Here is a 26,307-nt window from a genome sequence, read left to right as displayed (position 1 = left end):
CGCCGCGCCCTTTGGCGCGAAAGCCAAGTGGCCCGGATGGGCCACGCCGGCGATTGAGGCGTCCTGGATGTGTACACATCCAGGACCTCAGAATCATCGCAGGATCATGTCCGCTGCTCGCTGGCCGATCATCATGCTCGGCGCGTTGGTATTGCCGGCGATCAGCTTCGGCATGATGGACGCGTCGGCGACGCGCAACCCTTCCAGACCACGCACCTTCAGGCTTCCCGGATCGACGACGGCCATGGCGTCGTCACCCATCTTGCAGGTGCCGACCGGATGATAGACGGTCAGCGCCTCGGCGCGCAGATACGCAAGGATCTCGTCGTCGGAGCGGACGTCCTTTCCCGGCAGCATCTCGACGCCGCGCACCGGATCGAACACCGATGATGCGAAGATCGCGCGGGCGATCTTGATGCCTTCGACGAGAACCTGTGCATCCTGTTCATCCGAGAAAAAGTGATGATCGATCCGGGTGGTCGTTGACGAGCCGTCGCGCGCGAGCGTGATGTCGCCGACACTCTTCGGTCGCAGCACGCAGGTGTGGATGGCATAGCCGTGGCCGTATTCGACCAGCCTGCCGCGATGGCTGCGATAGCCCGGTACGAAGTGGAACTGGACGTCGGGCTCGGCTCCCGCGAGGCGAGTTCGCGCGAAGCCGCCGGCCTCGACGTAGTTGGTCGTCAGCATGCCCTTGCGGCGCGCGAAATAGCGGTAGGGCGCGGCGAGGATGCGGGGCAGGTTGGCAATGGAAAGTCCGAGCGTGCGCGGGCTCGACGAGCGCACCGTGATCATGCCGTCGACATGGTCCTGCAGGTTCTTGCCGACGCCTGGCAGGTCATGGACCGGCGTGACGCCGACACGCCGAAGCTCTTCGGCCGGGCCGATCCCGGATTCCAGCAGGATCTGCGGCGAGTTGATGGCGCCTGCCGAAAGCACGACCTCGCGCAATGCCGTCAGTGTCGTGTCCGCGCCTTTGTGCCGGAGGTTCACGCCTGTTGCGCGCTTGCCCGAGATGACGATCGTCTTCACCGCGCATTCGCTCAGCACGGTCAGGTTCGGACGGTTGAGAACCGGGCGGACGAAAGCCGTGAAGGCGCTGAAGCGTTGTCCCCGATCCTGCGTCACGTTGTAGATGCCGACACCGAACTGCGAGGCGGCGTTGAAATCGGCGTTCTCCGGCAGGCCGGCGTCCTTGCCCGCAGCCACGAACATCCGCGAAAGCTCGTTGGGATCGCGCGGATTGTCGACCAAAAGGTCGCCATCAGTGCCGTGATAGCGGCTGTCCTGGCCGAGCAGGTTGCGCTCCAGCCTTTTGAAGACTGGCAGCACCTCGTCATAAGACCAGCCGGCGCAGCCAAGGCTTGCCCACTCGTCATAGTCGGCAGCCGCGCCGCGGATGTAGACCATCGAATTGATCGAGGTCGATCCGCCCAGCGCCTTGCCGCGGTTGACCGGAATCCTGCGGCCGTTCAACTGCGGCTGCGGCACCCCGAAATAGCAATAGTCATAGTTCGGGTTGCCGTAGAGCGAGAGGATGCCAGCCGGAACTTTCACGCGCAGGCTCTGGTCGCTGCCGCCGGCTTCGATCAGGCAGACCTTCGTTGCCGGGTTGGCGCTGAGACGGTTCGCCAGCACGCAACCGGCTGAGCCGGAGCCGACGACGATGTAGTCGTATGTGTCATTCATGATTGATGCCGGAGCAGGAGGGCTTCCCGCCCTCAAGACGGGGCGGGAGCGACATGTGGAGGGCGCTGCTACTGCAGAAGCTGGGTCCAGACCTTGGTGACCAGCTCCTGGGCAGCCGGCGAGCAGGCCTGGCCCATCTTGACCGGTGCGGTCGGGAAAAGCTCAGGCGCGTTTTCCTTGTTGTAGAGCGCCTTGCTGGCGTCCACCTTCACCGGCGATGAATGGCCGTAGTAGTTGTACTCGATGGTGGCGTTTTCTTCCTTGGCCATGAAGTCGATGAACTTCTTGGCGTTGTCGAGATTGGCCGCTCCCTTGGGCACGACGTAGGAATCCAGCCAGCCGACGAGGCCCTCCTTTGGCATGGCGTATTCGACATTGGCCTTGTCGTTGCGGCGCACCCGCATGGTGTTGCCATCCCACCAGAAATGCATGGCCACTTCGCCACCACCGATGCGGTTTTCGATGTTGTCGCTCGAATAGGCGGCGACGAACGGCTTCTGCGCTTGCAGCAGGTCGAGCACGCGCTTCATCTCCTTCGGATCCTCGCTGCAATAGGGGATGCCGAGATAGTTCTGCGCGGCGGGAATGACTTCGTCGGGCTGGGCCAGGCTGGCGATCTTGCCCTTCAGTTCCTCGGACGGTTCGAAATAGACCTTCCAGCTGTCGACTGGACCCTTGTAGAGGTTGCGGTTGACGGTAAAGCCGGCATTGCCGTAGGCGAGCGGCACCGAATAATTGCCGGTCGGATCCCACCATTGCTTCTGCCATTCCGGCAGAATCTGCTGGAAAGCTGGCATCGAGCTGGCGCCGATGTCTTCGAGCAGGCCGCTGTCGATCATGATCTTCACGAAATGCTGTGACGGCGTGACGATGTCGTAGCCCGAGGAGCCGGCCTGCAGCTTGGTCAACAGATCCTCGTTCGAGGAGAAGGCGTCGACGGTGACCTTGATGCCGGTTTCTTTCTCGAATTTTGCCACTGCCTCAGGGGCAATGGAGTCTGCCCAGGCATAGATCGAGAGTGATCCTTCCGCCCACGACGAGGCAGTGGCGAGAAGGCTGAATGCGCTGGCCGCGGCCAGAATCGAGAGATGGTTTTTCACGGACATGGAGCTCCCCTTATCGTTGTGTTTCGGGGACGATAAAAACGGGCTCCAGCGATAAATTTCATTTGCCCGACGTGGTGCTTAGGAAAAAGCTCGCTAAGAGCATGATCCCGAAAAGTTGCAGACTTTTCGGACAAGATCATGCGGCACAATTTCCATTTACTGCCGGCGCTGCAGCAGGAAAGCGACGGTGGCGAGCACCACGGAAACGATCATGATCAGCGTGGAGATCGCATTGAGCTGTGGTGAGACGCCCTGCTTGATCAGCGAGAAGATGTAGACTGGCAGGGTCGTGGCGCCACCCGAATTCAGGAGGTTGCTGGTGATGAAGTCATCCATCGAGATGACGAAGGCGAGCATCGCGCCGGCGAACACGCCCGGCAGGATCAGCGGCAGCGTCACGCGCCGGAAGGCGACCCAGGCCGAAGCATAGAGATCGCGTGCCGCCTCCTCGAGGTCGGCGTCCATGCCTTGCAGTCGCGCCCGTATCGGCAGGAATGCGAAGGGGATGCAGAATGTCGTATGGGCGATGGTGAGTTTCAGCAGACCGTTGGTCAGGCCCACTTCTGAAAACAGGATGAGCACGGCCACCGCGACGACGATCTCGGGCAGCAGCAGCGGCAGGTTGACGATGGTCTCGGAGATGCGCCGGAAGCGCACGTTCCTGCCGCGCACCAGCACAAGCGCTGCCATCAGCGCGACGATCGTCGAAAGCACAGTGGCGATGGTGGCGACGAACAGCGACGTTTTCACTGCTCCGACCAGCGCAGCATTCGACAGCGCCGTCGTATACCAGTGCAGCGAGAAGCCGCCCCAGTTGGAGACGATGCGGTTGGCGTTGAAGGAATAGAACACCACAACGGCAATCGGCAGGTAGAGGTAGACGAAGAAGATCAGGCTGAACAGGCCGAAGCCTGGATAGCGGCGAACGTTGCTGGTCATGCGCCGTCCTCCCGGCTTTCCTTGCGCATCGCCTGGATGCCGCGCCACAGCAGGAAGATCATCACCGCGCACATCAGCACGATCGAGATGGCCGCGCCGAGCGGCCAGTTGCGGGCAGCCCCGAACTGCAGCTGGATCAAATTGCCCATCATCATCGTCTTGCCGCCGCCGAGCAGGACGGGTTCCAGCACGGCGCCGAGACAGGGAACGAAAACCAGGATGGCGCCCGCCGCCATGCCTGGGCGGCACAACGGCAGGATCACGCGGCGAAGCGTCGTCAGGCGGCCGCCGTAAAGATCATGCGAGGCTTCCACCAGGGCCGGGTCGAGCTTCTCGATCGAGGCGAACACCGGCAGGATCATCAGCGGAATGTAGCTGTAGACGAGGCCGATCAGCATCGCGGTGTCGGTGAAGAGCAGGCTGCCCATGTTCTCGGTGATCCCGAGCGCGCGCAGCGCCTTGGCGATCACGCCGTCATTGCCGAGGATGATGATCCACGAATAGACGCGCACGATCATCGAGACCCAGAACGGCAGCGTCACCAGATAGATCAGCAGCATCTTGGCCGAGGTCTTCTGCAGCGAGATGAAATAGGCGACCGGGAAGCTCAGGGTCAGGCAGATGATCGTGGTCGCCAGCGACAGGATGACGGTCCGGGCGACGACGATCAGATATTGCGGATTGAATTCGAGTTCCCCGCTCCAGCCCTCGTTGAACAGGATCTGCTTGTAGGGCGCGGTGGTGAACACGTAGTCGAAGCCGCCATAGGGGCCTCTGGTCGAGAACGAAACCAGGATGATGATGCCGACCGGAATGATCAGCGTCAGCAGCATGATCAGCTGCGCCGGCAGCAGCCCCAGAACATTCCAGTCAGACAATCTTGGCCAGGTCGGCAATTTCGGGCGCTGGCTCATGCGCCGAGAATCCGCGCCGATTCCGCCGCGAAACCCAGACGAACTGGTTGGCCCACCTCAAGCGTGCGGTCGCGGCTCTGGCTGTTGCGTTTGGAAACGCGCAGCAAGGTGCCGCTCGCGTCCACGACATAGTGGGTGTAGCCGCCGAGATAGTTTGCGCCGACGACCGTGCCGTCGGCCGCGATCTGACTGTCCTGCGGAGACAGGCTGATCTTTTCCGGACGGATGGACATGACGGCCTTGCTGCCCACCGACGCCTGTTTCTGCGGTGCGGTCAGCGTGACGCCGAGCGGGATCGACACCGTGGCACGATCGCCTTCGAGCGAGATCACCTCGGCGTCGAGGAAATTGGTTTCGCCGATGAAGTCTGCGACGAAGCGGTTGGATGGTTCCTCGTAGATGTCCGCCGGCGTGCCCAACTGCTGGATCTCGCCGTCGCCGAGCACGCAGATGCGATCCGACATGTCGAGCGCCTCTTCCTGGTCGTGGGTGACGAAGACGAAGGTGATGCCGGTCTGGCGCTGCAGGGTGCGCAGCTCGTCGCGCATGGCCTGCCTGAGCTTGAGGTCGAGCGCCGAAAGCGGTTCGTCGAGCAGCAGCACTTCGGGCTCAGGAGCGAGCGCGCGGGCCAGCGCGATGCGCTGCCGCTGGCCGCCCGAAAGCTGCTGCGGCTTGCGGCTGGCGAACTTTTCCATATGCACCAGGCGCAGCATGTCGGCCACACGCGCCATGCGGCGCTCCTTCGGCCAGCCCAGGTTTTCGAGGCCGAAGGCGATGTTCTGCTCCAGCGTCATGTGCGGGAACAGCGCATAGCTCTGGAACACGGTGTTCACCCGCCGCTTGTGCGGCGGCAGGGACTGGATGTTGGTACCGCGCAGCGCGATTTCACCGGTCGAAGGCTGTTCGAAGCCGGCGATCATCCTGAGCAGCGTGGTCTTGCCACAGCCCGAAGGGCCGAGCAGCGTGAAGAACTCGTTTTCGTAGATGTCGAAGCTGACCGGCTTCAAGGCCTGGAAATTGCCGAAGGCCTTGGAAACATCCTTGATTTCCACGGCCTTCTGGTGCGGCGCGGGGCGGCTCATATCCATGTAGACGATCTCGACAGGAGGGGCGTGGCTCGTCGCAATGCGATTGGCGGCCGACATTGCGCACGATGTGGCAATGCCGGCCGAGCAATCACATTTTGACCCACTTGCCGTCGTGCACCATGAAGCGATCGATCTCGACCGGCATCTGCGTCTGGCCATCCTGGTCGAACGAGACCGTTCCCAGGATGCCTTCGTGCTTGATCGCGCGAATGGCTTCGCTCAGCGCCTGCTTGTCCTCGATGCCCTTTTCCTTGATCACCTCGAGCAGGATCTGCGTGGCTTCATAAGCATATTTCGCATAGGAGCCGGCCGGATCGGGGTAACCCTTGGCTTCATAGGCCTTGTAGAAGGCCTCCAGCTTGGGATTGGTCTGCACGGCAGGCGTGCCGACGATCGTGCCTTCGGCCGCGCCTCCGGCGATCTCGATGAACTTCGGATCGTAGATGCCGGAGATGCCGTACATCGGCAGCGAACCCATGCCGAGGTCGGCCATCTGGCTGCGCACGAGTGCGGCCTCCGTCACCACGCCGCCGAAATAGATCGCATCCGGCGCCGCAGCCTTCGCTGTCGTCAGCATCGCGCGGAAGTCGGTCGTTCCAACCGCCGCCGCATCCGAGAAAACGATCTCGCCGCCGGCCGCCTTGAAGAAGTCGCCGAACCATTTGGTGTTGGCCGCACCATAGTCGGTGGTGTCGGAGATGATGGCGATCTTCTTGACCTTGCCTTCCTTGGCAATGGCCTCGGCAAGCGGCTTGTTTTCATTGACCAGCGTCGGCGTCACGCGCGTGACGTTGGGCAGGTTCTGCTCAGTGATCTTCGGGCTGACAGCGCCCCAGACGATGAATGGCATCTGCGCGCGGTTGAAGACCGGGATGGTGGCAAGCGCGACCGAGCTGTTCCAGTGGCCGGTGGCGCCGACGACTGCCGGATCGTTGATCAGCTTCTGGGCGGCGGAAACGCCGACGGCGGGATCGGAGGCGTCGTCCAGCACAACGCCTTCCACCTGGTGCGGATAGCCGTTGGCATTGGCCCCGTCGATGGCCTGCAGGAAGCCGTTGCGGGCGCCAAGGCCCTGCTGTGCATTGCCGCCGGACAGAGGGCCGATGAAGCCGAGCTTGATCTGGTCGGCACTGGCCTCGGCAATGCCGAGGGAAAGCGCGAATACGGATCCGGCCAGCAAAGAAGATATGCGCGCGAACGCGCGGCGCCTGTTAAGCATGGTTCCACCTCTGTTATCGTTTTCTGACGCGATGGCCGCGTTCCTTTGGTCCGTGGACCACCATCTGGACGCAACTATATTGCGCCGCGACCGGCCCGCGAAATTCGGAAATTGCTATCCGCTACATCGGAGATTCATTATGTGCGCCTGGGGGAGGCACTGCTAATCGTTCCGCCTCTGAACGAGCAGTTCCGGGAAAGCATGTAACGGTTTTCCGTCCGGGGTTGCATAAAAACAAAGAGACAGAGCGTTTCCGTGAGAAATCGAAACGCTCCAGAGAGGGGTGGCATGACGGAGCTGATTGTCCAGCAATTGGTGAACTGGGTGACCCTCGGGTGCATCTATGCTTTGCTGGCTATCGGCTTCAGCCTGATTTTCGGCGTCCTCAACGTCATCCATTTCTCGCATGGCGATGTCGCGATGACGTCGCCGTTCATCGCACTGGCCGCGGCGCAGGCGCTCGCCATCGCGATCGGCGTCTCCGGCCCGGTCTGGCTGATCGTCTCCGCTTGCATTGCCGTGTTCGCCGTCGGTCTCATCGGCGTCATCCTGGACAAGGTGGTGATCCGCCGCTTCAGGGATGCGCCGGCGATGATGGCACTGGTTGCCACCGTCGCGCTTGGCATCGTCATTCGCGAACTGATCCGTCATCTCTACCCGCAAGGCTCCAACCCACACGCATTCCCGCGGCTCGCTTCCGGTGTCGCGCTGGAGATTGCGGGCGTCCAGGTCGGCTGGTTCACACTGCTGGTGGTGGCGCTCACGTTGGTGCTGGTGGTCCTGCTCTTTGCCTTCCTGCGGCTGACGCCACTAGGCTTGAGGATACGGGCAGCGTCCGAGGATCGCATCGTGGCGCGCATGATGGGCATTCGTGACACGCGCGTGTTCCGCGCGACCTTCTTCGTCGCCTCGGCCATCGGCGCGATCGCCGGGCTGCTCTTTGCAAGCTACGCCGGCGTGACACGGTTCGATTTCGGCGTCATGGCCGGCCTGCTTGGTTTCTCCGCCGCCGTCATTGGCGGCCTGGGCTCGATGCCGGGTGCCATCCTCGGCGGGCTGATCATCGCCGGCATCGAGGTGCTGGCCCAGACCTTCGTGCCGGACGGCGCTTCCTACAGGCTCGTCTTCGTTTTCCTGCTGGTCATCGGCGTTCTGCTTTTCCGTCCTGAAGGACTGCTCGGTCGACCCGTCATGGTGAAGGTGTAGCATGAGCGCGCAAACATCTTCCGAAATACCAGGCTCGGGCCAGGCTGCAGCCGTTGTCGTTGCCGGCCAGCTTCTGGGAGCCGCTTTCCTCTATCTCATCCTGAAGGCAGAGGGTGGCTGGCAGGTGATCGGCCTGCTGGCGCTGCTGGGCGCGGGCTTCTACCTGATCGAGAAGCGGCCGCAGATCACCGACTTCGTCACGGCCAGCTTCGCGCGCGTGCCGGTCGTGGCGCTGGCGACCGCCGTTGCCGTCGTGCTGCTGTTTCCGTTCGCGGTCGGCAACAACACCTATGTACTGCACCTGCTGATCGTCGCGCAGCTTTACGCGGTGCTGGCGCTGGCGCTCAACTTCCAGCTCGGCAGCGCCAACATTCCCAATTTCGCGACCGGTGCCTCCTACGGCATCGGCGCTTACGTCTCGGCTTTGCTGGCCATCAATTTCGGCATCAGCTTCTGGCTGACCCTACCGGCCGCGGCGATCGCAGCTACGCTGTTCGGCTTCCTCATCGGCATCCCATCGATGCGCACGCGCGACACCTATCTCGCGCTGGTCACCATCGCCTTCGGCGTTGTCGTGCAGCAACTCCTGAACAATTTCGACTGGACCGGCGGTCCGAACGGGCTGGTCGGCATTCCGGCGCCATCGCTGTTCGGTCATTCCTTCGCCAGCCCGCTGGTGGTGTTCGGCTGGAAGCTGCCGAGCCAGGCCAATTTCTACTATCTCTCCGCCCTGCTGGTGGTGGTGGCTATCGTCACGGCGCATCGCCTGCATTCCTCGCGCATCGGCCTCGCCTGGAACGCGCTGCGCGCCGACGAGATCGCGGCGCGGGCGCAAGGCATCAACGTTGCCTGGTTCAAGGTGCTGGCTTTCGCGGTGGATGCGTTCCTGGCGGCGTTCGCCGGTACCATCTACGCCTTCTACGTTTCCTATATTTCGCCCGACAACTTCACCTTCCTGGTCTCCGTCACCATCATGACCATGGTGATCGTCGGCGGCATGGACAACATCTTCGGCGTCATCGTCGGCGCATTCCTGCTGACCATCCTGCCTGAGAAACTGCGCGCCTTTTCCGACTACCGGCTGCTCTTCTTCGGCATCGTCATCATCGGCTTCCTGATGATCCGCCCGCAGGGCCTGTTCCCGCAGCGCATTCGCAGCTATGGAGAGAGCCGGTGAACGCCCTGCTGGACGTCAAGGACGCGACGATGCGTTTCGGCGGGCTGGTGGCGCTGAACGCAGTCAGCTTCTCGATCGGTCGTGGCGAAGTGCTGGCTGTCATCGGGCCGAATGGCGCGGGCAAGTCCACGCTGTTCAACGTCGTTACTGGTGTCTATCGCCCGACCTCTGGGCATGTGCGCTTCGACGGTGCCGATATCACCGGCCACCCGTCGCATGAAGTGGTGGCGCGTGGCATTGGCCGCACGTTCCAGACGTCGCGGCTGTTTTCCGACCTCAGCGTCCTCGACAACGTCATCATCGGCATGCACACACGCACCAGAACCGGGGTCCTGGGCGCATTGTTCCTGCCGGGAGCATCGCGGCGCGAAATGGCGGCGTGCGTGGAAAAGGCCGAATTGCTGTTGAAGGCAAGCTCCGGCGAACTCTTTGAACAGCGTCACCGACCAGCCGGCACGCTGGCGCAAGCCGATCGGCGCCGGCTCGAAATCGCCCGCGCGCTCGCCTCCGAGCCGAAGCTGCTCCTGCTCGATGAGCCTTCGGTCGGCATGGACGAAGTCGAGACCGATGCGCTGATCGCAGACATTCGCCGGCTGAAGACGGAACGGCCGCAGCTTTCCGTCATCCTCATCGAGCACGACATGCGCGTGGTCGAGGCCTTCCCGGATCACGTCATGTGCGTCGACTACGGCAGCAAGATCGCGGAAGGCGATTTCGCGACAGTGAAGTCCGACCAGCGCGTGCAGGAAGCCTATCTCGGAAAGGCGGCCGTCCATGCTTGAGCTGAACGATGTCGACACCGCCTACGGCCCGGTGCCGATGCTGCGCGGCCTGAACATCAAGGTGCAGTCCGGCGAGCTGGTCTGCCTGCTTGGTCCCAATGGCGCCGGCAAGACGACCATCTTCATGACGGTTTGCGGCGTCGTGCGTGCACTGCGTGGCAAGGTCGACGTCATGGGCCGCGACATGGCTGCGCTCGGCACCGAGAACCTGGCTGCACTCGGCGTTGGACTGGTGCCGGAGGGGCGGAGGCTTTTCCCGAGCCTGACCGTGCAGGAAAATCTGCGCTTGGGCTATGATGCCGTTTCCGGGCGGGGGCCGAATTTCCAGCCCCAGCTCGACAAGATGTGCGAGCTGTTTCCGCGCATCCGCGAGAGGCTCCGCCAGGCGGCCGGCACGCTGTCAGGTGGTGAGCAGGCGATGGTGGCGCTGGCGCGCGCCCTTATCGGCGAACCGAAACTGGTCGTCATGGATGAGCCGTCGCTGGGGCTGTCGCCGAAACTGATCGACGAATATTTCGAGATCACCGGTGAAGTGCATCGGCGTGGCACGACCATCCTGCTGATCGAGCAGAATGCCGAGATGGGTCTCGGCATTGCCGACCGCGGCTATGTGCTGGTCAAGGGCCGTGTCGCACAGGAAGGCCCGGCCCGCGAACTGCTCTCGTCGAAGGCGGCGAAGAGCCTCTATCTCTGATTTCAGGAGGATGGTTCGAACTTAACCTGCTCGCGCGGGCGGCAGTCGTTCGCGTCGATCCGGTATTTAGGGACAGGCTAACCACTGCCACGTGAAATCGTAATTTTCGCGATCCGACCCCTCCAGTACACCGGGAGTCAGACCTCCGCTGGGTTGCAGGAAACCCGGAGGCCTGGAGCAATTCCAGCAAAAGTGCGCAGCGGTTTTGCGTCCGGAATTGCGTCAAAACGAGGAGTGAGAGCATTGCCGGCGACTCTGTTTTCGCGGGAAGGGCTCTAGAGAAGGGCTCTGAAATGTCGGTCGAAAAAATAGACACGCTTGTCGTCGGCGCTGGCCAGGCCGGGGTGGCCATGAGCGAAAACCTGAGCAAGTGCGGCGTGCCTCATCTCGTTCTCGAGCGGCACCGCATCGCCGAACGCTGGCGTTCCGAACGCTGGGATTCGCTTGTTGCAAACGGCCCCGCCTGGCATGATCGTTTTCCGGGCATGGAGTTCCCCGATATCGGCCCCGATGGCTTTGTCGGCAAGGAGCAGGTCGCGGACTATTTCGTTGCCTATGCCGAGATGATCGGTGCGCCGATCCGTTGTGGCGTCGAGGTCAAGGACGTACGGCGGCTTGTCGGGCGCCCGGGTTTTCGTGTCGAGACATCGGCAGGGGTGATCGAGGCCAACAGCGTGGTGGCCGCCACCGGGGCTTTCCAGCACCCGATCGTCCCGAAAATCGTCCCGGACAATGCCGGGCTGACGCAGATCCACTCCAACAGCTACCACAATCCGCAGCAGTTGCCCGAAGGTGCCGTGCTGGTGGTCGGTGCCGGGTCTTCCGGTGTGCAGATCGCCGATGAACTCTCGCGCACGGGAAAGCAGGTCTATCTTTCGGTCGGCCCGCATGACCGTCCGTTCCGCAGCTACCGCGGTTATGATTTCTGCTGGTGGCTGGGGGTCCTGAACAAATGGGACGCCGAAACCCCTGGACCGGGAACCGAGCACGTCACGATCGCGGTGAGCGGCGCCCGCGGCGGTGAGACGATTGATTTCCGCCGTCTGGCGGCACAGGGAATGACGCTGGTCGGCCGCACTGAGAGCTATGCGGACGGCGTCATGCGTTTCGCGCCGGATCTTACCCAGAACATCGCGCGCGGCGACGCCAATCATCACGCGCTGATGGACGAAGCCGATGCCTACGCGCTCGCCAACGGCCTCGATCTTCCGGAAGAACCTGAGGCACGCAGGCTCGACCCAGATCCAGTGTGCATGACCAATCCCATTCTGGAACTGAACCTGGCGGATGCCGGCATCACCTCGATCATCTGGGCCACAGGTTACTCCGTCGACTACGACTGGCTGAAAGTCGACGCGTTCGACGACAAGGGCAGGCCGAAGCATCAGCGCGGCGTGTCGAACGAACCGGATATCTATTTCCTCGGCTTGCCGTGGCAGTCACGCAGGGGTTCCAGCTTCATCTGGGGCGTCTGGCACGATGCCAAGCACCTCGCCGACCGCATCTCCACGCGGCGGAAATATCTGGCCTATCACGCCGCCGCCAAGCGCCTGACCGAAGATGCCTAGCCGATCAATTGCCCCGGCTGTCCCATTTCCCTTCGCTGATTAGGCGGGTCCTTATCAGCGATGAGAAAGACTGTTCTTTCGGCGCTCAATTCGCCCGACGAATATCCGAACGACAAATGCGGGCATGGCTGGTCGCGAAGCGAAGCCGTGGCCCGATCTGATGGAGACCAGCATGGCGCATACCCGGGTTCGCAAATTCAACACCAAGGATACCTATCCCGAGCAGAAGCTTGACAATGACCTCTGCCAGGCGGTGGTTGCGCGGGGCACCATGATCTTCCTGCGCGGGCAGTGCCCACAGGATCTGGATACGGCAAAGAACCTCGACAGCCACGACCCGGTCGAGCAGACCCACAAGGTGATGCAGAACATCAGGCAGCTCATTGAAGAGTGCGGCGGCAAGATGGAGCACCTGGTGAAGGTGGTGGTCTACATCACTGACGTCCGTCACCGCGAAGCGGTCTACCGGACCATGGGCGAGTACATCAAAGGCGTGCATCCGGTGTCGACCGGCCTGGTGGTGACGGCACTTGCCCGTCCCGAATGGCTCGTCGAGATCGACGGCACCGCCGTCATCCCGGACTGAGGGGCGGGCCATGACCTTCTCCATCGTCGCGCGCTGCAGCCGCACGGGCATGTTCGGCGTTGCCGTTTCGTCGTCCTCGCCGGCGGTAGCCGCACGCTGTGCCTATGCGCAGGCCGGTGTCGGCGCGGTCGCCAGCCAGAACATCACAGATCCGACGCTGGGAACCCGAGCGCTTGAACTGATGGCGCGGGGCGCTTCTGCCGCTGAGGCCGTTGCTGTTCTCAGGCGCACCGGCGGCTACATGGAATATCGCCAGCTGCTGGCCGTGGACGATGCAGGCATCAGTGCCATCCATTCAGGGCCGAAGGCGCTTGGCATCTGGGCAGAGGCGCGCGGCGAGAATGTCGCCTGTGGCGGTAACCTGCTGGCCAATGACGGTGTGCCGCAGGCGATGGTCGATGCGTTCCTGGCCTCCGAAGGGCATCTCGGCGATCGCATCGTCGCAACGATGCGGGCAGCGTTGAAGGCGGGCGGCGAAGCCGGTCCCGTCCATTCCGCCGGCATGAAGCTTGTCCGCGAGGTGGCCTGGCCCGTGGCGGATCTGCGTTGCGACTGGACAGAGCAGTGCCCGATCGAGGAACTGGCCAGGCTATGGGACATCTACAAGCCTCAGCTCGACGCCTACGTGACCCGCGCCATCAACCCTTCCGATGCGCCGAGCTACGGCGTGCCGGGCGACGAATAGCAGCGCAGCAGAAGCGAGCAAGCAGGAGCCCATATGAGCGAACTCAGCCACAGGGACTGGATCGACAGGGCGGCTGCCATCCGCTTTCGCGACAAGGCCTTCATCGACGGCAAGTTTGTCGCCGCGCGCTCCGGCCGCACTTTTGCAAGCATCAATCCGGCAACGGGAGAGACGCTGGCCGAAGTAGCGTCCTGTGGCGAAGAGGATGTCGACCGTGCCGTCGCATCGGCCCGCCGCGCTTTTCTCTCCGGCAGTTGGTCGCGGGCAGCACCTGCCCATCGCAAGGAAGTGTTGCTGCGCCTGGCGCAATTGCTGCGTGAGAACCTGCAGGAACTTGCCTTGCTGGAATCGCTCGACATGGGCAAGCTGGTTGCCGATGCCGCCACCGTCGACGTGCCGGGCTCGGCCGGCATCTTCCAGTGGTATGCTGAGGCGATCGACAAGCTCTATGACGAAGTCGCCCCGACCGGTTCCGGCGATCTGGTTCTGGTCCGGCGCGAACCGCTCGGCGTGATCGGTGCGGTGGTGCCGTGGAATTTCCCGCTCGACATGGCCACCTGGAAATGTGCTCCGGCACTGGCCGCCGGAAACTCCGTCGTGCTGAAGCCTGCCGAGCAGTCGCCGTTTTCAGCGTTGCGGCTGGCCGAGCTCGCCATGGAAGCCGGCTTGCCAGCCGGCGTGCTCAATGTTGTTCCGGGACTTGGCGAGACCGCAGGCCAGGCGCTCGGCCGGCATATGGATGTCGACTGTCTCGCCTTCACCGGTTCGACGGCGGTTGGAAAGATGTTCCTGCAGTATTCCGGCCAGTCCAACATGAAGCAGGTGTGGCTGGAAACCGGCGGCAAGAGCCCGAACCTGGTCTTCGCCGACTGTGGCAATCTCGATGCGGCGGCCGACATGGCGGCCTTCGGCATCTTCTTCAACCAGGGCGAGGTCTGCTCGGCCAATTCGCGCCTGCTGGTGCAGCGCAGCGTCAAGGACGCCATGGTCGAGAAGCTGGCCGCGCGCGCCGCTGTTATGCAGCCCGGCGACCCGCTCGATCCCGCCTCGAAGATGGGAGCCCTGGTCGATGCACGTCACGCGGCCAATGTCATGCGCTTCGTCGAGGCCGGCAAGAAGACGGCGCGGCTGGTAACCGGCGGCGACCAGGTCACCGTCAACGGTCGCGGCAGTTTCGTCCAGCCGACGATCTTCGACGACGTGTCGCCGCAGGACACGATTGCGCGCGAGGAGATCTTCGGGCCGGTGCTGTCGGTCATAGCCTTCGATGACGAAGAAGAGGCGATCCGGATCGCCAATGACAGCGTCTATGGCCTGGCGGCATCGCTGTGGACTGACAGCCTGTCGCGCGCGCACCGGATATCCGAACGCCTTCATGCCGGCACGGTTTCGGTCAACACCGTCGACGCGCTGAGCCCGATGACACCGTTTGGCGGTTTCAAGCAATCGGGCTTCGGCCGCGACCTGTCGTTGCATGCGTTGGACAAATACACCGCGCTCAAGACCACCTGGATCAGATATTGAGAAGCGCGGATGCCTTGATCAGCGCGCCGAAACTGGCAACATAGCCGGCCATGCCACTCCGCTTTACCCTCAGACAGCTGGAATACTTCGTTGCCGTCGGCGAGGCGGGTTCCATCGCCAAGGCGGCGGAACAGGTGAATGTCTCGCCGCCGTCGATTTCGGCGTCCATCGCCCAGCTGGAAACGGAATTCGGCGTCCAGCTCTTTGTCCGCAAGCACTCTCACGGCCTGTCATTGACGGCAGGTGGTCGGGTATTCCTCAAGGAAGCGGCGCGCCTGCTCGCCGATGCCGACGCCCTGCACGATGTCGCAGGCGACATCGCCGAAAAGGTGAGGGGACCGCTTGCGATCGGATGCCTGCTGACCTTCGCGCAGATTATCCTGCCGGCGCTGCGGCGCAGGTTCGAGGAGAGCTATCCCGACGTGCGTGTCCGGCAGTTCGAGCGCAACCAGGGTCAGTTGCTCGAGATGCTGCAGCGCGGCGAAATCGATGCCGCGCTCACCTACGATCTCGAATTGTCGCAGGACATGGCCTTCGAGCCGGTGATGCAACTGCCGGCCTATGTCATGTTGCCGCCAGGACACGCGCTTGCCGGACGGGAGTCGATAGCGCCGGAAGAACTGGTCGACCAGCCGATGGTGCTGCTCGACCTGCCGTTCAGCCGCGAGTATTTCCTGTCGGCTTTCCAACAGAAGGGGCTCCGGCCTTACATCGCCGAGCGCACCGGGGACATCGCCGTCATGCGGTCGATGGTGGCCAACGGTTTTGGCTATGGCATTGCCAACATGCGGCCCCTCAACACGCTGTCGCCTGACGGCAAGCCGCTTGTGTTCGTGCCGTTGGGTGGCGACATCCGGCCGCTGACCATGGGCATCGCCATGCCCAACGCCGAGCATCGCACCCAGACCGTGCAGGCGTTCATCCAGCATTGCCGCCGCTTCGTGGTCGAGCAGGGCGTTTTCGGAACAGAGCGGGTCGTGGGATAACTCCTAGCGGGCTGCCGGCGCAATGCCTTCGACCAGCCGGTCCAGAAGCGTCTCCAGCATGTCATCACAGCGCTGCATCTGCTCGACCGTGACGAATTCATCCGGCTTGTGGCCCTGCGCCATCGAACCTGGGCCGCAGACCACTGTCGGGGTCCCCACATCACGGCTGAACAGGCCGCCCTCTGTGCCGAAGGCCACCTTGATGGTGCCGTTGGCACCGGTCAGCGACTTCACGAAAGCCACCGCTTCCGAGTTGGCTGGCGTGTCGAGACCCGGATAGGTGTTGGTGATTTCGATGTCGATCGCGGCTTCGGGGGCGATCTTCGCAGCGGCACCGGCGATGCGGGCAGCCTCGCTGCGCAAGCGATTCAGGATGACGTCCGGATTGTCGGCAGCGACGTTGCGGATCTCGAAATCGACCTGGCAGAGGTTCGGTACGATGTTCAGCGCCACGCCGCCATTGATCTTGCCGGCGTGGACGGTGGTGTAGGGGATGTCGTAGTCGCCGTCACGAGTGCCATCCTGCGCCAGTCGCTCCTGCTCGCTGCGCAGGACGCCGACGAAATCGCATGCGAGATGGATGGCGTTGAGCGCCAGGGGCGCCAGCGCCGAGTGTCCCTCGCGGCCCCTGCAGTGGGCACGTGCGGCGATCTTGCCCTTGTGACCCGTGGCGACCTGCATGGAAGTGGGTTCGCCGACGATGCAGAGCAGCGGCTTGTGGGGAGCCGTGCCAAGCATCTCCACCAGGCTGCGCACGCCGAGGCAGCCGATCTCCTCGTCATAGGACAGGGCCAGTTGCAATGGTGTGCGCAATGGCCGTTCGGAAGCCTTCAACGCCGCAACAACCGCGCAGGCGACGAAGCCTTTCATGTCGGCGGCACCGCGCCCGAACAGCTTGCCGTCCAGCGCCGACATTGCGAAGGGCGGCAGCGTCCAGTCCTGGCCGTCGACGGGCACGACGTCGGTATGGCCGGAGAGCATGACACCTGGCCGGTCAGCCGGACCGATCGTGGCGAAAAGATTGGCCTTGTGCCCGTCGTGATTGTGGATGAGCTGGCACTGGATGCCTTTCGCATCCAGCAGATCGGCCACATAACGGATCAGCTCCATGTTGGAATCGCGGCTGACCGTCGGGAAGGCGATCAGTCGGTCCAGAATTTCAATGCTGTTCATCTGCAGGGCTCACGGTTCGTGGTCGCTTTTAACATCGGCTCGGCGGATCATTGAATTCGCATTTGCTTCTGCCGTGCATCGGCTTTGCCATCCATCCAGTCCCCAGGCCCGCGTCCATTAGGCGGCTCCTAAGCGGCACGGAAGAAAACTCTAGTTTTGTGTGGCTGCCGTCCCCCTATGAATAGGCGGCAACATTGCCAGCGCCCGATGCCAGCCACCGGAGGAGAGTTCATGCGCGATCCCCGCTACGACATTCTGTTCGAGCCGATGAAGATCGGCCCGGTCACCGCGAAGAACCGTTTCTATCAGGTTCCGCATTGCAATGGCGGTGGCTATCGCGACCCTTCGGCAGCGGCCGAGATGCGGCGCACGAAATCGGAAGGCGGCTGGGGCGTCATCTTTACCGAACAGACCGAGATGCACCACACCTCGGAAATCACGCCTTTCATCGAGCTGCGGCTGTGGGAAGACCAGGATATCCCGGCGCTCGCGAAAATGGCTGCCGCGATGCGCTCTCATGGCGCGCTGGCCGGTATCCAGCTGGCCTATTCCGGCATCAACGGGCCGAACCTCTACACGCGCGAGGTGCCGCGCGGACCGACTGCCTTGCCGATCCGCACCTTCACCAATGATCCTGTGCAGGCGCGTGCCATGGACAAGCAGGACATTCGCGATCTGCGTCGCTGGCATCGCAATGCCTTCAAGCGTGCCAGGCTGGCCGGCTTCGATCTCGTCTGCCTTTATGGCGCCCACGGCTTCGGCATCATCCAGCACTTCCTGTCGACGGCTACCAACCAGCGTAGCGACGAGTATGGCGGCTCGCTGGAGAACCGTTCGCGCCTCATGCGCGAGCTGATCGAGGAAGGGCGTGACGCCATCGGCGACACCTGCGGGCTGACGCTGCGGCTCTCGCTGGACGAGATGATCGGTGAACTCGGTTTCGCCAATTCCGAGGTCCGCGACATGATCGAGATGCACGCCGATCTGCCCGACCTCTGGGATCTCGCGCACGGTGCGTGGGAGGATTGTTCCGGTCCTTCCCGCTTCAAGGACGAAGCCGCGCAGGAAAGCCTGGTGGCCGGCATCAGGAAGCTCACCTCCAAACCTGTCGTCGGGGTAGGGCGCTTCACCTCGCCCGACGTGATGGTCAAGATGATCAAGTCCGGCACGCTCGATTTCATCGGCTGCGCACGGCCCTCGATCGCCGATCCTTTCCTGCCGAAGAAAGTCGAGGAGGGCCGCATCGAGGACATCCGCGAATGCATCGGCTGCAACATCTGCATCACCGGCGACATGACCATGTCGATCTCGCGCTGCACGCAGAATCCCACCTTCATGGAAGAGTGGCGCAAGGGCTGGCATCCGGAACGCATGCAGGCGAAGGGCGCCAGCGAAACGGTGCTGATCGTCGGTGCCGGCCCGGCCGGACTGGAAGCGGCGCGCGCGCTTGGCGCTCGCGGCTATCAGGTCGCGCTCGCCGAGGCCGGCACGGAGCTTGGCGGACGTGTCGCGCGAGAATGCCGCCTGCCGGGCCTCTCCGCCTGGGGACGCGTGCGCGACTATCGTCAGTATCAGCTTGGCCAGATGCCCAATGTCGATGTCTATTTCGACAGTCGGCTCTCCGCCGACGATATCCTGGCTTTCGGCTTCGAGAATGTCGCCATCGCCACCGGTGCCGCCTGGCGGCGCGACGGTGTCGCGCGAGCCCATGTCGTGCCGATGCCGATGGATGCGGCCATGCCTGTCTACACGCCGGACGATCTGATGGACGGCAAAGTGCCGGGCGGCAACGTCGTGCTGTTCGACGACGACCACTACTATATGGGTGGCGTCTTGGCGGAACTGATGGCGCGGCAAGGTGCGAAAGTCACGCTGGTCACGCCATCGGCCTATGTCTCCGACTGGACCCGCAACACGCTGGAGCAGGGGGCGATCCACCGGCGCCTGGCCGAACTCGGTGTCGAGATCGTTCTGAACCGCGTCGTGACACGGGTGATGGCCGGCGGTGTCGCCACGGCCTGCGCCTACACCGGCGCCGAGCGGGACTTCGCCGCCGACGCCGTTGTTTTGGTGACGTCGCGCCAGCAGAACGACGGGCTCTGGACCGAATTGAAGGAGCGCCGTGCGGAATGGGCCGATAACGGTATCCGTACGATCAAGGTGATCGGCGATGCCGAGGCACCCGGACCGATCGCCTGGGCAACCTATGCCGGCCACCGCTTCGCCCGCGAACTGGACGAGCCGGATATTGGCGATGCGCTGCCGTTCCGGCGCGAGGTCACTGCGTTGGCTGTCGACTAGCGCTCAATGAAGCAGCCGCCTGGCCTTTTGAGGGCTCCAGGCGGCTGCTTCGGTATCGATCGGTCAGTCGATCTGCCCGGTGTGGATGTTGACCCGCGCCAGGGCGTCTCCCACTGCATCGGTGACGCGGCTAACTTCCTGTGGCGTGATCACCAGCGGTGGCGTCAATGCGACCGCGCCGCCATGGATGGCGGTGATGACGCCGTGCTTCCTGCGCGTGAAGAGCGGGATTTCCTTTTTGAGCTGCGGGAAACGATCGAACAGCGACTGCCGGGTCGCCTTGTCGGACACCAGCTCGACCCCGATCATCAGGCCGCGGCCGCGCACATCGCCGACGATCGGCAGGTTGATCAATTCGCCGAGCTCGTCGAGGAATTGCTGGCCGCGCAGCCGCGATGCTTCAAGCAGGTTCTCTCGCTCGATGATGTCGATGTTGGCCGAGCCGATCGCCGATGCCATCAGATGGCCGGCATAGGAACCGCCGCCGCCTGCGCCGTCGAGAACATCGGCGACATTGCCGTCGAGCAGAAGCGCGCCCAGCGGCACGTAGCCGCTGGCGATGCCCTTGGCGAGCACGATGATGTCGGGCGTCAGATTGTAGTCGAGCGAGCTGTACCAGGCGCCGGCGCGGCCGAAGGCCGTCACCACCTCATCGGCGACGAACAGGATGCCGTGCGACTTGAGCACCGCGACCATGCGTGGCCAGTAGTCGTCTGGCACCGGGATCATGCCTGCCGGTCCCATCACCAGTTCGCCGAACATCGCGGCAATGTTGTCTGCGCCGACGTGCGCGACCGTCTGCTCCAGTTCGCGCACGCAGAAGTCGGTCACGTCCTCCCCGCCGAAAAGCTCGGCATGGTAGGACAGGGGTGGCGTCAGCATGATGGCATTGTTCGGCACATCGCCGATGCCCGGGCGTCCCCCAGCGAGCTCCGCGCCGCCATAGGTGCGGCCATGGAACGAGCCGCGCAGCACCAGGATCTTGGTGCGTTGCGGCTGGCCGCGCTTGTGGTGATAGAGCCGCACGAGTTGCAGCGCCTCGTCATCCGCTTCCGAGCCGCTGCTCATCAGGCGCACCTTGGCCATGTTTTTCGGCGCGCGTGCGATCAGCCTCTCGCAGAATTCGATCGTCGGAATGTTGGCGTAATCGCCCATGATCGTGAAATGCGCGAGCGTCGACATCTGCTCCGCGGCGATCTTCGCCAGCTCCTCACGTCCGTGGCCGACCTGCGTCAGCCAGGCGCCGGCATGGGCGTCGATGTATTCACGGCCGTCCGTATCCCACAGGGTTGATCCCTTGCCCCGGACCAGCACGAAGCGCTGCGGATCGGTCGCATCGCCATGCGGGTGATGGACGACGCGGGCGTCCCGTGCGGCCCAGTCGATCGCAGGATCTGTCTTGATGTTCATGTCTGGTTCCCAGGCTGGCTTGAAAAGGCTGCGATCGGCGCGGCTGCCGCGCTCGAGCAGATTCAGCAGGTGGTGAAGAGCTTGCTGATGATACTCCAGCGGCCATCTTCTTCGACGAGATGCATGAAGTCGTTGAAATTGAGCCCGGCCAGGCCGGACATGACGACGGTGGCGCTGGCGACGGAACCTTGAACGGTCAAGCCTTCGAAATGGGCCTTGTAGCCCTCCTTCGAAACACCCTGCCTGGCCATTCTCTCGATGTCGTCGAGATAGAGCTCGGGTGTACCGACCACGGCATTGCCGAGCAGGTAACCCGTCATGATTGCCTTGGGATGGAAGCAGCCTGCCAGCTTGGTGCGATCGAGCTCTCCCGAGCCATCGATATAGGCCTGAAGTACGGCATTCGGGGTGGTGTGCTGCATGGCTGCTCCGATCGTGATGGCGTCGAACAATATGGTCGCCATCGAAGCGATAAAAGGCGTGACGGTTCGCACTTAGTGTTCTACCAAAGCGAACGAATGACGGACGTCCGCAACATCAATCTCAATCGCCTCTCGATCTTCGTTTCGGTGATCGAGGCAGGATCGCTGTCGGAGGCGGCGCGTCGCACCGGATTGGCGAAATCCGTCATCAGTACGCACCTGTCGCGGCTCGAAGCCGAGGTCGGCGCGGCACTTCTTTTGCGCAATCCGCGCCATTTCGGCCTGACGGTTGCCGGGCGGCAATTCTTCGAGGCGTGTACGGCGATCCTGCGCCAGGTCGATGAGGCCGTCACGGCGCTGGACCGGGAGAACCTCGACATTCGCGGGCTGCTGCGCGTGACCACTTCGGTGGATTTCGGCGCAACCGTGGTGACCCCTGTTCTGGTCTCGCTGATCAATCAGTTTCCCGGTCTGAAGGTCGATCTGATCGCGTCGGATCAGATCGTCGATCTCGTGGGCGAGGGGATCGATGTTGCGATCCGCCTGGGCTGGCCGCGTGACTCCAGCCACACGGCAGCGTTGCTCGGTTCCTTTGCGCAATGGCTTGTGGCGCCGCCGTCATGGTCGGATCGCCTTGCCCGCGTGCAGCGCCCCCAGCATCTGGTGGATTGGCCCTTCATCGAGCTATCGATCCTGGAACGGCCTGAAAACTGGTCATTCACCAGCCCCGATCAGAGGGTCCAGCAGGTGCGGTTCGACCATCGTCTTTCGATATCGACGACAAGTGCTGTCCGCACCGCGGTCATGGCCGGTGGTGGGCTCGCGGTGCTTCCGGACTATCAGGTGGCAGAGGACGTCGCACTCGGGCGCCTCATCCAAGTCCTGCCCGACTGGGCGCTGCCGACAGGCGGAATCTATGCGGTATTCCCACAGAAACGTCACCGCTCCCGCAAGGTTGAGCTGTTCCTTGACGTGATAAGGACCAAACTTCGTTACCTGGAGGCCAGAGGTTAGGCTCCTGGTGCCAGAAGCGGCGCGGCGAGATAGCCGCGCTGCATTGGTAACTGAGGTGATTACGCCTGGTCGGGCTTCAGGAACGCCAGCACCTCTTCGACGAACTCCTTCGGAAATTCGACATTGGTCAGGTGCACGGCGGGAAAGCCCTTCAGCCGAGCGCCGGGAATGCCGGCTGCAATGGCTTCGCTCATCGCATACGACGTGACCGTGTCGAATTCGCCACCGATGACCAGAGTGGGGCTCTGGATGAGTGCGATGGTGCGGCGCAGATCGGCATCGCGTACCGCGGCGAAGAGACCTGCCAGTCCCTGACGAGGCGTGTCGAGCAGGTCCTGGCGGAATTTCCGGATGGCCGGGCCGTTGTCCTCGATCATCGCCACGGGGAACCAGTTGTGGAGGAAGCCTTCGGCAGTCTCCTTCATGTCGACCGCCGCGAGAACCTTGCTGATGGCCGTATCGAAATAGTCGGCCGGCCCGAGATGGGAGGCGGTGTTGGCCAGCACCAGCCGGTCGATGCGCTCCGGTGCGTGAATGGCCAGCCACTGGCCAACGAAGCCGCCGAGCGAAAGTCCCATGAAATGGGCGCGCCCGATGCCGAGATGGTCCATCAGTTCCAGCACGTCGCGGCCAAGCCGGCCATCCGAATAGGCTCCGGCGGGCACCTCGGAGCCGCCATGGCCGCGATAGTCGTAGCGGATGACCTGGAAGTGCTTTGACAGTTCGGCGATCTGGCCGTCCCACATATGCAGGGTGGTGGCGATGGAATTGGCAAGGATCAGCGCCGGAAGGTCGACGGAGCCATCGATCCTGTAGGCGATCCTCACACCGTCGCCGGTCGCGAAGAACAACAGGCCGGTCGATACTTCCTGGTTCAGATTGGCTCGCAGGGCGGAGGACATGACGGCACCTTTCTTTGCACCGGTCGGCATTCTTGCCGGCCTTGATCGGGAATGGTGCGAAGGTAGTGCGAGTTTATTTCGATAAATATTGAAAAGATAAAGATATCTTTGTAGATAAATTATACAATGAATCCATTCACGCTCCAGGAAGTCCAATGCTTCGACGCCGTGGTCCGCGAAGGCGGATTCCAGGGAGCAGCCCTGGTGTTGAACCGCTCCCATGCCGCGGTGTTCGCTGCGGTTGCCAAGCTGGAGGACAATCTCCAGGTCGCTCTGCTCGATCGCAGTGGTTACAGGGTGACACTCACCGACGCCGGCCGCTCGTTTCTTCGCCAGGCACAGTCGCTGCTTTCCGAGGTGGAGACGCTGACGCTGCATGCACGGCAACTGGCGATGGGGGAAGAGACGCACCTGCGTGTCGTCGTTGGCGACACCTGTCCATTGAATGATGGCCTGGAACTGCTGAGTGGTTTTTTCACGGGCCGCCCGAACACGCGCCTGGATCTGCATTTCGAAACGATCAGTGGGCCGTGGGAGCGGCTTTTCGAAGACGAAGCGGATCTCATCCTGCACTGGGTCGAAAAGGCCGACGCCCGCCTTGAATGGATCGACCTTGGCACAGTGTCATTCGTGCCGGTGGTCGCTCCGGGCTTTCTGCCGTTTCCGCTCTCCGGTTCGGTTGCTCCTGAGCAGATGCGTGTGCTGACCCAATGCATCATCCGCGACACCGCCCGCACGGCTCAGAAGGCGAATTATTATGTCGTCGAGGGTGCGCCGCAATGCACGGTGGGTGATCATCTGATGAAGAAGGAGATCATCCTGCGCGGCATGGCCTGGGGACATCTGCCCCGCTTCATGATCGGGGACGAACTGCGAGACGGGCGTCTCCTGTCGATAGCCGGAGAGCATTTCCCTGGCGTGGAGATCGACCTTGTTGCGGCGCGCCGCCGCGACCGGCCGCATGGGCCTGTCGCCGCCCGCCTCTGGCAGCATATTCAGGCCTGCGCGCCGGATTTTGGCGGCGATCCGCGTCGGACGCCAGTCTGACTGAGGGGCGGGGCTGGAGTCTCTTCAGGTCTTGTCGGGCTCGAAAGCACCCATCCCCTGGGCGATCAGGTTCGCGGCCATGACCAGCGAGATGATCGCGCCGGAGTTGAAGACGACGATCCACCATTTGCCGCCGGTGAGGAAGCCATATCCCTCTGCAATGGCCAGCCCCCAGTCCGCCGATGGCGGCTGGATGCCGAGCCCGAGGAAACTCAGCGTGGCGATGGAGAAGAAGGCGTAGCCGAGCCTTGTGATCAGTTCGACCAGGATCGTCTCGCGCACATTAGGCAAGATTTCGAACAGCATGATGCCGATCGGGCTTTCTCCCGCCAGCCGTGCGGCGCTGACATAGTCGCGCTCGCGCTCCTGCCTCACGGCCGTCCGCACCGTGCGCGCCACCAACGGCGCGTAAGCGATACCGATCACCAGGACGACCGTCAGGTTCGAAGGGCCGAGCGCAACCAGCGTCATGGTGACCAGCACGATGAAGGGAAACGCCATCAGCGCATCGAGCAGCCTGGCGCCGATGGCATCAACCCAGCCTTCGAAATAGCCGAGCACAAGGCCGATGAAGCTGCCGGCCGCGACGCCGGCCAGGGTGGCAAGCGGCGCGACCAGCAGGATGTCGCGCGAACCGACAACGATGCGGGAGAAGATGTCGCGGCCCAGCGTATCGGTTCCGAACCAGTGAGTGGCGTCCGGCGGCGCCAGCATGGCAAGGAAGTCCTCGGCGTAGGGATCAAAAGGCACGAACAGGTGACCAAACATCGCGCAGACGATCCAGAACAGCAGAATGGCACCACCAACCAGCATTGATGGTGGCGGAAGTCCGTTGCCAAGCCTGGTTCGGAAGCTCGTCTTCAGCGCCGCCGCGTCTGGGGTGGGAGCGTGGGCGAGATCGGTCATGCTGACGCCCTGCGCCGTTGTCGAGGGTCGAGCAGCATCTGGACCAGATCGCCGATGGTGGCCGACAGCACGAAGATGGCGGCGATCACCAGCACACCGGCTTCCAGGGTCGGGAAATCCCTTGCCTTGGCCGCTGTCAAAACGAGGTTGCCGAGACCCTGGATGCCGAACAGCGCCTCGATGACGATGAGGCCGCCGAGCAGGAAGCCGCTCTGCGTTGCAATCACCGCGATCGTCGGCGTCAGCGCATTGCGCAGCACGTGCCGGAGGATGATCTCGCGCCGGGTGAGCCCCTTCAGGACCGCCGAACGCGTATAGTCGGCATTGACGGCTTCGATGACGCCGGAGCGGGTCATGCGTGCAATATAGCCGAGAAGATTGAGCACGAGTGGCAGCGCCGGCAGGATCAGATAGTAGCTGCTGACCCAGAAGCCCGAACCGTCCGGAGCGACGCCCGATATCGGAAACCAGTTCAACCACAGGCCGAACACGATCAGCAGCAGAAGACCGGAAACGAAGTCCGGCACGATCCCCAGCGAAACGCCGGAAAGCACGATCGCTCGATCGGTGAGACTTCCGGCTTTCAGGCCGGCAATGATACCGGCGCCGATACCCAATGGGATCAGCAGGGCGAGCGCGACGCCAGCCAGCGCCGCCGAATTGCGGAGACTTTCCAGAACGAGGGGCGCGACCGGCTGGCGCAGCGACAAGGATACGCCGAAGTCACCGTGGATCGCCCGCTCGAACCAGTTCCAGTATTGCACGAGCACCGGCTGGTCGGTGCCGAGCTTCCGGTTGAGCGCGGCCACCGCCTCGGCATCGGCGAAAGGCCCGAGCATGACGCGTCCGACGTCGCCGGGCAGGACCTGCCCGGCAAAGAAGACCAGCACGCTGACCAGCCACAGCGTCAACAGCAGCGAACCGATGCGCGAAGCGATGGTTCGGCTGAGTGTCATCGGTCACTTTTCC

24 protein-coding genes are annotated in these 26,307 nt (G+C 63.0%); 12 read left to right on the top strand and 12 right to left on the bottom strand.

Translation table 11 applies throughout. The features are described 5' to 3' along the window. Positions 1–93: 93 nt before the first annotated feature. The 6 genes from C1M53_RS02665 to C1M53_RS02640 all read right to left on the bottom strand — a co-directional run bounded on the left by C1M53_RS02665 (position 94) and on the right by C1M53_RS02640 (position 6,955). Positions 94–1,689: a GMC family oxidoreductase N-terminal domain-containing protein gene (locus C1M53_RS02665; RefSeq protein ID WP_129410831.1), complete on the bottom strand. Its 1,596-nt coding sequence runs from the start codon at positions 1,687–1,689 to the stop codon at positions 94–96. A 68-nt stretch (positions 1,690–1,757) separates the two neighbouring features. Further along, complete coding sequence (locus C1M53_RS02660; protein WP_129410830.1) at positions 1,758–2,795, bottom strand: extracellular solute-binding protein; 1,038 nt, start codon at positions 2,793–2,795, stop codon at positions 1,758–1,760. Positions 2,796–2,951: 156 nt separating this feature from the next. Further along, entirely contained in the window at positions 2,952–3,734 is a 783-nt protein-coding gene (locus C1M53_RS02655; protein WP_129410829.1) for an ABC transporter permease, read from the bottom strand. Further along, the gene (locus tag C1M53_RS02650) at positions 3,731–4,648 is read right to left on the bottom strand and encodes an ABC transporter permease (protein ID WP_129410828.1); all 918 of its coding nucleotides are present in this window, start codon (positions 4,646–4,648) and stop codon (positions 3,731–3,733) included. The genes C1M53_RS02655 and C1M53_RS02650 overlap by 4 nt, the downstream gene beginning before the upstream one ends. Then, positions 4,645–5,736 carry an ABC transporter ATP-binding protein gene (locus C1M53_RS02645; protein ID WP_348630022.1) on the bottom strand — a complete coding sequence of 364 codons (1,092 nt, stop codon included), beginning with the start codon at positions 5,734–5,736 and terminating at the stop codon, positions 4,645–4,647. The genes C1M53_RS02650 and C1M53_RS02645 overlap by 4 nt, the downstream gene beginning before the upstream one ends. 88 nt (positions 5,737–5,824) lie before the next feature. Then, the gene (locus C1M53_RS02640) at positions 5,825–6,955 is read right to left on the bottom strand and encodes a branched-chain amino acid ABC transporter substrate-binding protein (protein ID WP_129410826.1); all 1,131 of its coding nucleotides are present in this window, start codon (positions 6,953–6,955) and stop codon (positions 5,825–5,827) included. Positions 6,956–7,243: 288 nt separating this feature from the next. On the opposite strand from C1M53_RS02640, the gene C1M53_RS02635 reads away from it, so the two are divergent. The 9 genes from C1M53_RS02635 (at position 7,244) to C1M53_RS02590 (ending at position 16,163) form a co-directional block, all read left to right on the top strand. After that, positions 7,244–8,161 carry a branched-chain amino acid ABC transporter permease gene (locus tag C1M53_RS02635; RefSeq protein ID WP_129410825.1) on the top strand — a complete coding sequence of 306 codons (918 nt, stop codon included), beginning with the start codon at positions 7,244–7,246 and terminating at the stop codon, positions 8,159–8,161. A gap of 1 nt (position 8,162) precedes the next feature. Next, positions 8,163–9,338, top strand: a complete 1,176-nt coding sequence (locus C1M53_RS02630) for a branched-chain amino acid ABC transporter permease (protein WP_129410824.1) — start codon at positions 8,163–8,165, stop codon at positions 9,336–9,338. Next, positions 9,335–10,120, top strand: coding sequence for an ABC transporter ATP-binding protein (locus C1M53_RS02625; protein WP_245488417.1), 786 nt, complete (start codon positions 9,335–9,337; stop codon positions 10,118–10,120). The genes C1M53_RS02630 and C1M53_RS02625 overlap by 4 nt, the downstream gene beginning before the upstream one ends. Continuing rightward, positions 10,113–10,814 (top strand): ABC transporter ATP-binding protein, encoded by a 702-nt coding sequence (locus C1M53_RS02620; protein ID WP_129410823.1) that lies wholly within the window; start codon positions 10,113–10,115, stop codon positions 10,812–10,814. Before C1M53_RS02625 ends, C1M53_RS02620 begins: the two co-directional genes overlap by 8 nt. A 293-nt stretch (positions 10,815–11,107) precedes the next feature. Beyond that, positions 11,108–12,382 carry an NAD(P)/FAD-dependent oxidoreductase gene (locus C1M53_RS02610; RefSeq protein WP_129410821.1) on the top strand — a complete coding sequence of 425 codons (1,275 nt, stop codon included), beginning with the start codon at positions 11,108–11,110 and terminating at the stop codon, positions 12,380–12,382. A 172-nt stretch (positions 12,383–12,554) separates the two neighbouring features. Beyond that, complete coding sequence (locus C1M53_RS02605) at positions 12,555–12,968, top strand: RidA family protein (protein ID WP_101935965.1); 414 nt, start codon at positions 12,555–12,557, stop codon at positions 12,966–12,968. A 10-nt stretch (positions 12,969–12,978) separates the two neighbouring features. Further along, positions 12,979–13,653: a DUF1028 domain-containing protein gene (locus tag C1M53_RS02600; RefSeq protein WP_129410820.1), complete on the top strand. Its 675-nt coding sequence runs from the start codon at positions 12,979–12,981 to the stop codon at positions 13,651–13,653. A gap of 33 nt (positions 13,654–13,686) precedes the next feature. After that, the gene (locus C1M53_RS02595; protein WP_129410819.1) at positions 13,687–15,177 is read left to right on the top strand and encodes an aldehyde dehydrogenase; all 1,491 of its coding nucleotides are present in this window, start codon (positions 13,687–13,689) and stop codon (positions 15,175–15,177) included. Between the two features lie 50 nt (positions 15,178–15,227). After that, entirely contained in the window at positions 15,228–16,163 is a 936-nt protein-coding gene (locus C1M53_RS02590) for a LysR family transcriptional regulator (protein WP_129410818.1), read from the top strand. A 3-nt stretch (positions 16,164–16,166) separates the two neighbouring features. Here C1M53_RS02590 and argE read toward each other — a convergent pair whose 3' ends face one another. Further along, entirely contained in the window at positions 16,167–17,336 is a 1,170-nt protein-coding gene (gene argE, locus C1M53_RS02585; protein ID WP_129410817.1) for an acetylornithine deacetylase, read from the bottom strand. A 231-nt stretch (positions 17,337–17,567) separates the two neighbouring features. Here argE and C1M53_RS02580 point away from each other — a divergent pair, with 231 nt between their 5' ends. Continuing rightward, positions 17,568–19,637, top strand: a complete 2,070-nt coding sequence (locus tag C1M53_RS02580) for an NAD(P)-binding protein (protein ID WP_129410816.1) — start codon at positions 17,568–17,570, stop codon at positions 19,635–19,637. Between the two features lie 63 nt (positions 19,638–19,700). Here C1M53_RS02580 and C1M53_RS02575 read toward each other — a convergent pair whose 3' ends face one another. Continuing rightward, positions 19,701–21,047 carry an aminotransferase class III-fold pyridoxal phosphate-dependent enzyme gene (locus tag C1M53_RS02575; RefSeq protein ID WP_129410815.1) on the bottom strand — a complete coding sequence of 449 codons (1,347 nt, stop codon included), beginning with the start codon at positions 21,045–21,047 and terminating at the stop codon, positions 19,701–19,703. Positions 21,048–21,109: 62 nt separating this feature from the next. Then, positions 21,110–21,541: a nuclear transport factor 2 family protein gene (locus C1M53_RS02570; RefSeq protein ID WP_165358023.1), complete on the bottom strand. Its 432-nt coding sequence runs from the start codon at positions 21,539–21,541 to the stop codon at positions 21,110–21,112. Positions 21,542–21,565: 24 nt separating this feature from the next. Between C1M53_RS02570 and C1M53_RS02565 the strand changes: the two genes are divergently transcribed. Continuing rightward, positions 21,566–22,483 carry a LysR family transcriptional regulator gene (locus C1M53_RS02565; protein WP_165358022.1) on the top strand — a complete coding sequence of 306 codons (918 nt, stop codon included), beginning with the start codon at positions 21,566–21,568 and terminating at the stop codon, positions 22,481–22,483. Between the two features lie 59 nt (positions 22,484–22,542). Here C1M53_RS02565 and C1M53_RS02560 read toward each other — a convergent pair whose 3' ends face one another. Then, positions 22,543–23,385, bottom strand: coding sequence for an alpha/beta fold hydrolase (locus C1M53_RS02560; RefSeq protein WP_129410812.1), 843 nt, complete (start codon positions 23,383–23,385; stop codon positions 22,543–22,545). A 126-nt stretch (positions 23,386–23,511) separates the two neighbouring features. Between C1M53_RS02560 and C1M53_RS02555 the strand changes: the two genes are divergently transcribed. Continuing rightward, complete coding sequence (locus C1M53_RS02555; RefSeq protein ID WP_129410811.1) at positions 23,512–24,432, top strand: LysR family transcriptional regulator; 921 nt, start codon at positions 23,512–23,514, stop codon at positions 24,430–24,432. 24 nt (positions 24,433–24,456) lie between these two features. Here C1M53_RS02555 and C1M53_RS02550 read toward each other — a convergent pair whose 3' ends face one another. Beyond that, positions 24,457–25,338: an ABC transporter permease gene (locus C1M53_RS02550; protein WP_129410810.1), complete on the bottom strand. Its 882-nt coding sequence runs from the start codon at positions 25,336–25,338 to the stop codon at positions 24,457–24,459. Beyond that, positions 25,335–26,294: an ABC transporter permease gene (locus C1M53_RS02545; RefSeq protein ID WP_129410809.1), complete on the bottom strand. Its 960-nt coding sequence runs from the start codon at positions 26,292–26,294 to the stop codon at positions 25,335–25,337. Before C1M53_RS02545 ends, C1M53_RS02550 begins: the two co-directional genes overlap by 4 nt. Between the last annotated feature and the right edge of the window lie 13 nt (positions 26,295–26,307).

This window comes from Mesorhizobium sp. Pch-S, from assembly GCF_004136315.1.
Classification (GTDB): domain Bacteria; phylum Pseudomonadota; class Alphaproteobacteria; order Rhizobiales; family Rhizobiaceae; genus Mesorhizobium.
Note: the sequence above shows the minus strand (reverse complement) of the source record. Positions and strands in the feature narration are given on the sequence as shown.

Bases quoted from the DNA above. Each gene is read 5' to 3' on its own strand.
- C1M53_RS02565 (WP_165358022.1), top strand. From the start codon at position 21,566: ATGACGGACGTCCGCAACATCAATCTCAATCGCCTCTCGATCTTCGTT.
- C1M53_RS02545 (WP_129410809.1), bottom strand. From the start codon at position 26,294: ATGACACTCAGCCGAACCATCGCTTCGCGCATCGGTTCGCTGCTGTTG.
- C1M53_RS02635 (WP_129410825.1), top strand. From the start codon at position 7,244: ATGACGGAGCTGATTGTCCAGCAATTGGTGAACTGGGTGACCCTCGGG.
- C1M53_RS02580 (WP_129410816.1), top strand. From the start codon at position 17,568: ATGCGCGATCCCCGCTACGACATTCTGTTCGAGCCGATGAAGATCGGC.
- C1M53_RS02590 (WP_129410818.1), top strand. From the start codon at position 15,228: ATGCCACTCCGCTTTACCCTCAGACAGCTGGAATACTTCGTTGCCGTC.
- C1M53_RS02560 (WP_129410812.1), bottom strand. From the start codon at position 23,385: ATGTCCTCCGCCCTGCGAGCCAATCTGAACCAGGAAGTATCGACCGGC.
- C1M53_RS02610 (WP_129410821.1), top strand. From the start codon at position 11,108: ATGTCGGTCGAAAAAATAGACACGCTTGTCGTCGGCGCTGGCCAGGCC.
- C1M53_RS02595 (WP_129410819.1), top strand. From the start codon at position 13,687: ATGAGCGAACTCAGCCACAGGGACTGGATCGACAGGGCGGCTGCCATC.
- C1M53_RS02630 (WP_129410824.1), top strand. From the start codon at position 8,163: ATGAGCGCGCAAACATCTTCCGAAATACCAGGCTCGGGCCAGGCTGCA.
- C1M53_RS02655 (WP_129410829.1), bottom strand. From the start codon at position 3,734: ATGACCAGCAACGTTCGCCGCTATCCAGGCTTCGGCCTGTTCAGCCTG.
- C1M53_RS02600 (WP_129410820.1), top strand. From the start codon at position 12,979: ATGACCTTCTCCATCGTCGCGCGCTGCAGCCGCACGGGCATGTTCGGC.
- C1M53_RS02620 (WP_129410823.1), top strand. From the start codon at position 10,113: ATGCTTGAGCTGAACGATGTCGACACCGCCTACGGCCCGGTGCCGATG.
- C1M53_RS02645 (WP_348630022.1), bottom strand. From the start codon at position 5,736: ATGGATATGAGCCGCCCCGCGCCGCACCAGAAGGCCGTGGAAATCAAG.
- argE (WP_129410817.1), bottom strand. From the start codon at position 17,336: ATGAACAGCATTGAAATTCTGGACCGACTGATCGCCTTCCCGACGGTC.
- C1M53_RS02640 (WP_129410826.1), bottom strand. From the start codon at position 6,955: ATGCTTAACAGGCGCCGCGCGTTCGCGCGCATATCTTCTTTGCTGGCC.
- C1M53_RS02660 (WP_129410830.1), bottom strand. From the start codon at position 2,795: ATGTCCGTGAAAAACCATCTCTCGATTCTGGCCGCGGCCAGCGCATTC.
- C1M53_RS02575 (WP_129410815.1), bottom strand. From the start codon at position 21,047: ATGAACATCAAGACAGATCCTGCGATCGACTGGGCCGCACGGGACGCC.
- C1M53_RS02550 (WP_129410810.1), bottom strand. From the start codon at position 25,338: ATGACCGATCTCGCCCACGCTCCCACCCCAGACGCGGCGGCGCTGAAG.
- C1M53_RS02605 (WP_101935965.1), top strand. From the start codon at position 12,555: ATGGCGCATACCCGGGTTCGCAAATTCAACACCAAGGATACCTATCCC.
- C1M53_RS02650 (WP_129410828.1), bottom strand. From the start codon at position 4,648: ATGAGCCAGCGCCCGAAATTGCCGACCTGGCCAAGATTGTCTGACTGG.
- C1M53_RS02665 (WP_129410831.1), bottom strand. From the start codon at position 1,689: ATGAATGACACATACGACTACATCGTCGTCGGCTCCGGCTCAGCCGGT.
- C1M53_RS02555 (WP_129410811.1), top strand. From the start codon at position 23,512: ATGAATCCATTCACGCTCCAGGAAGTCCAATGCTTCGACGCCGTGGTC.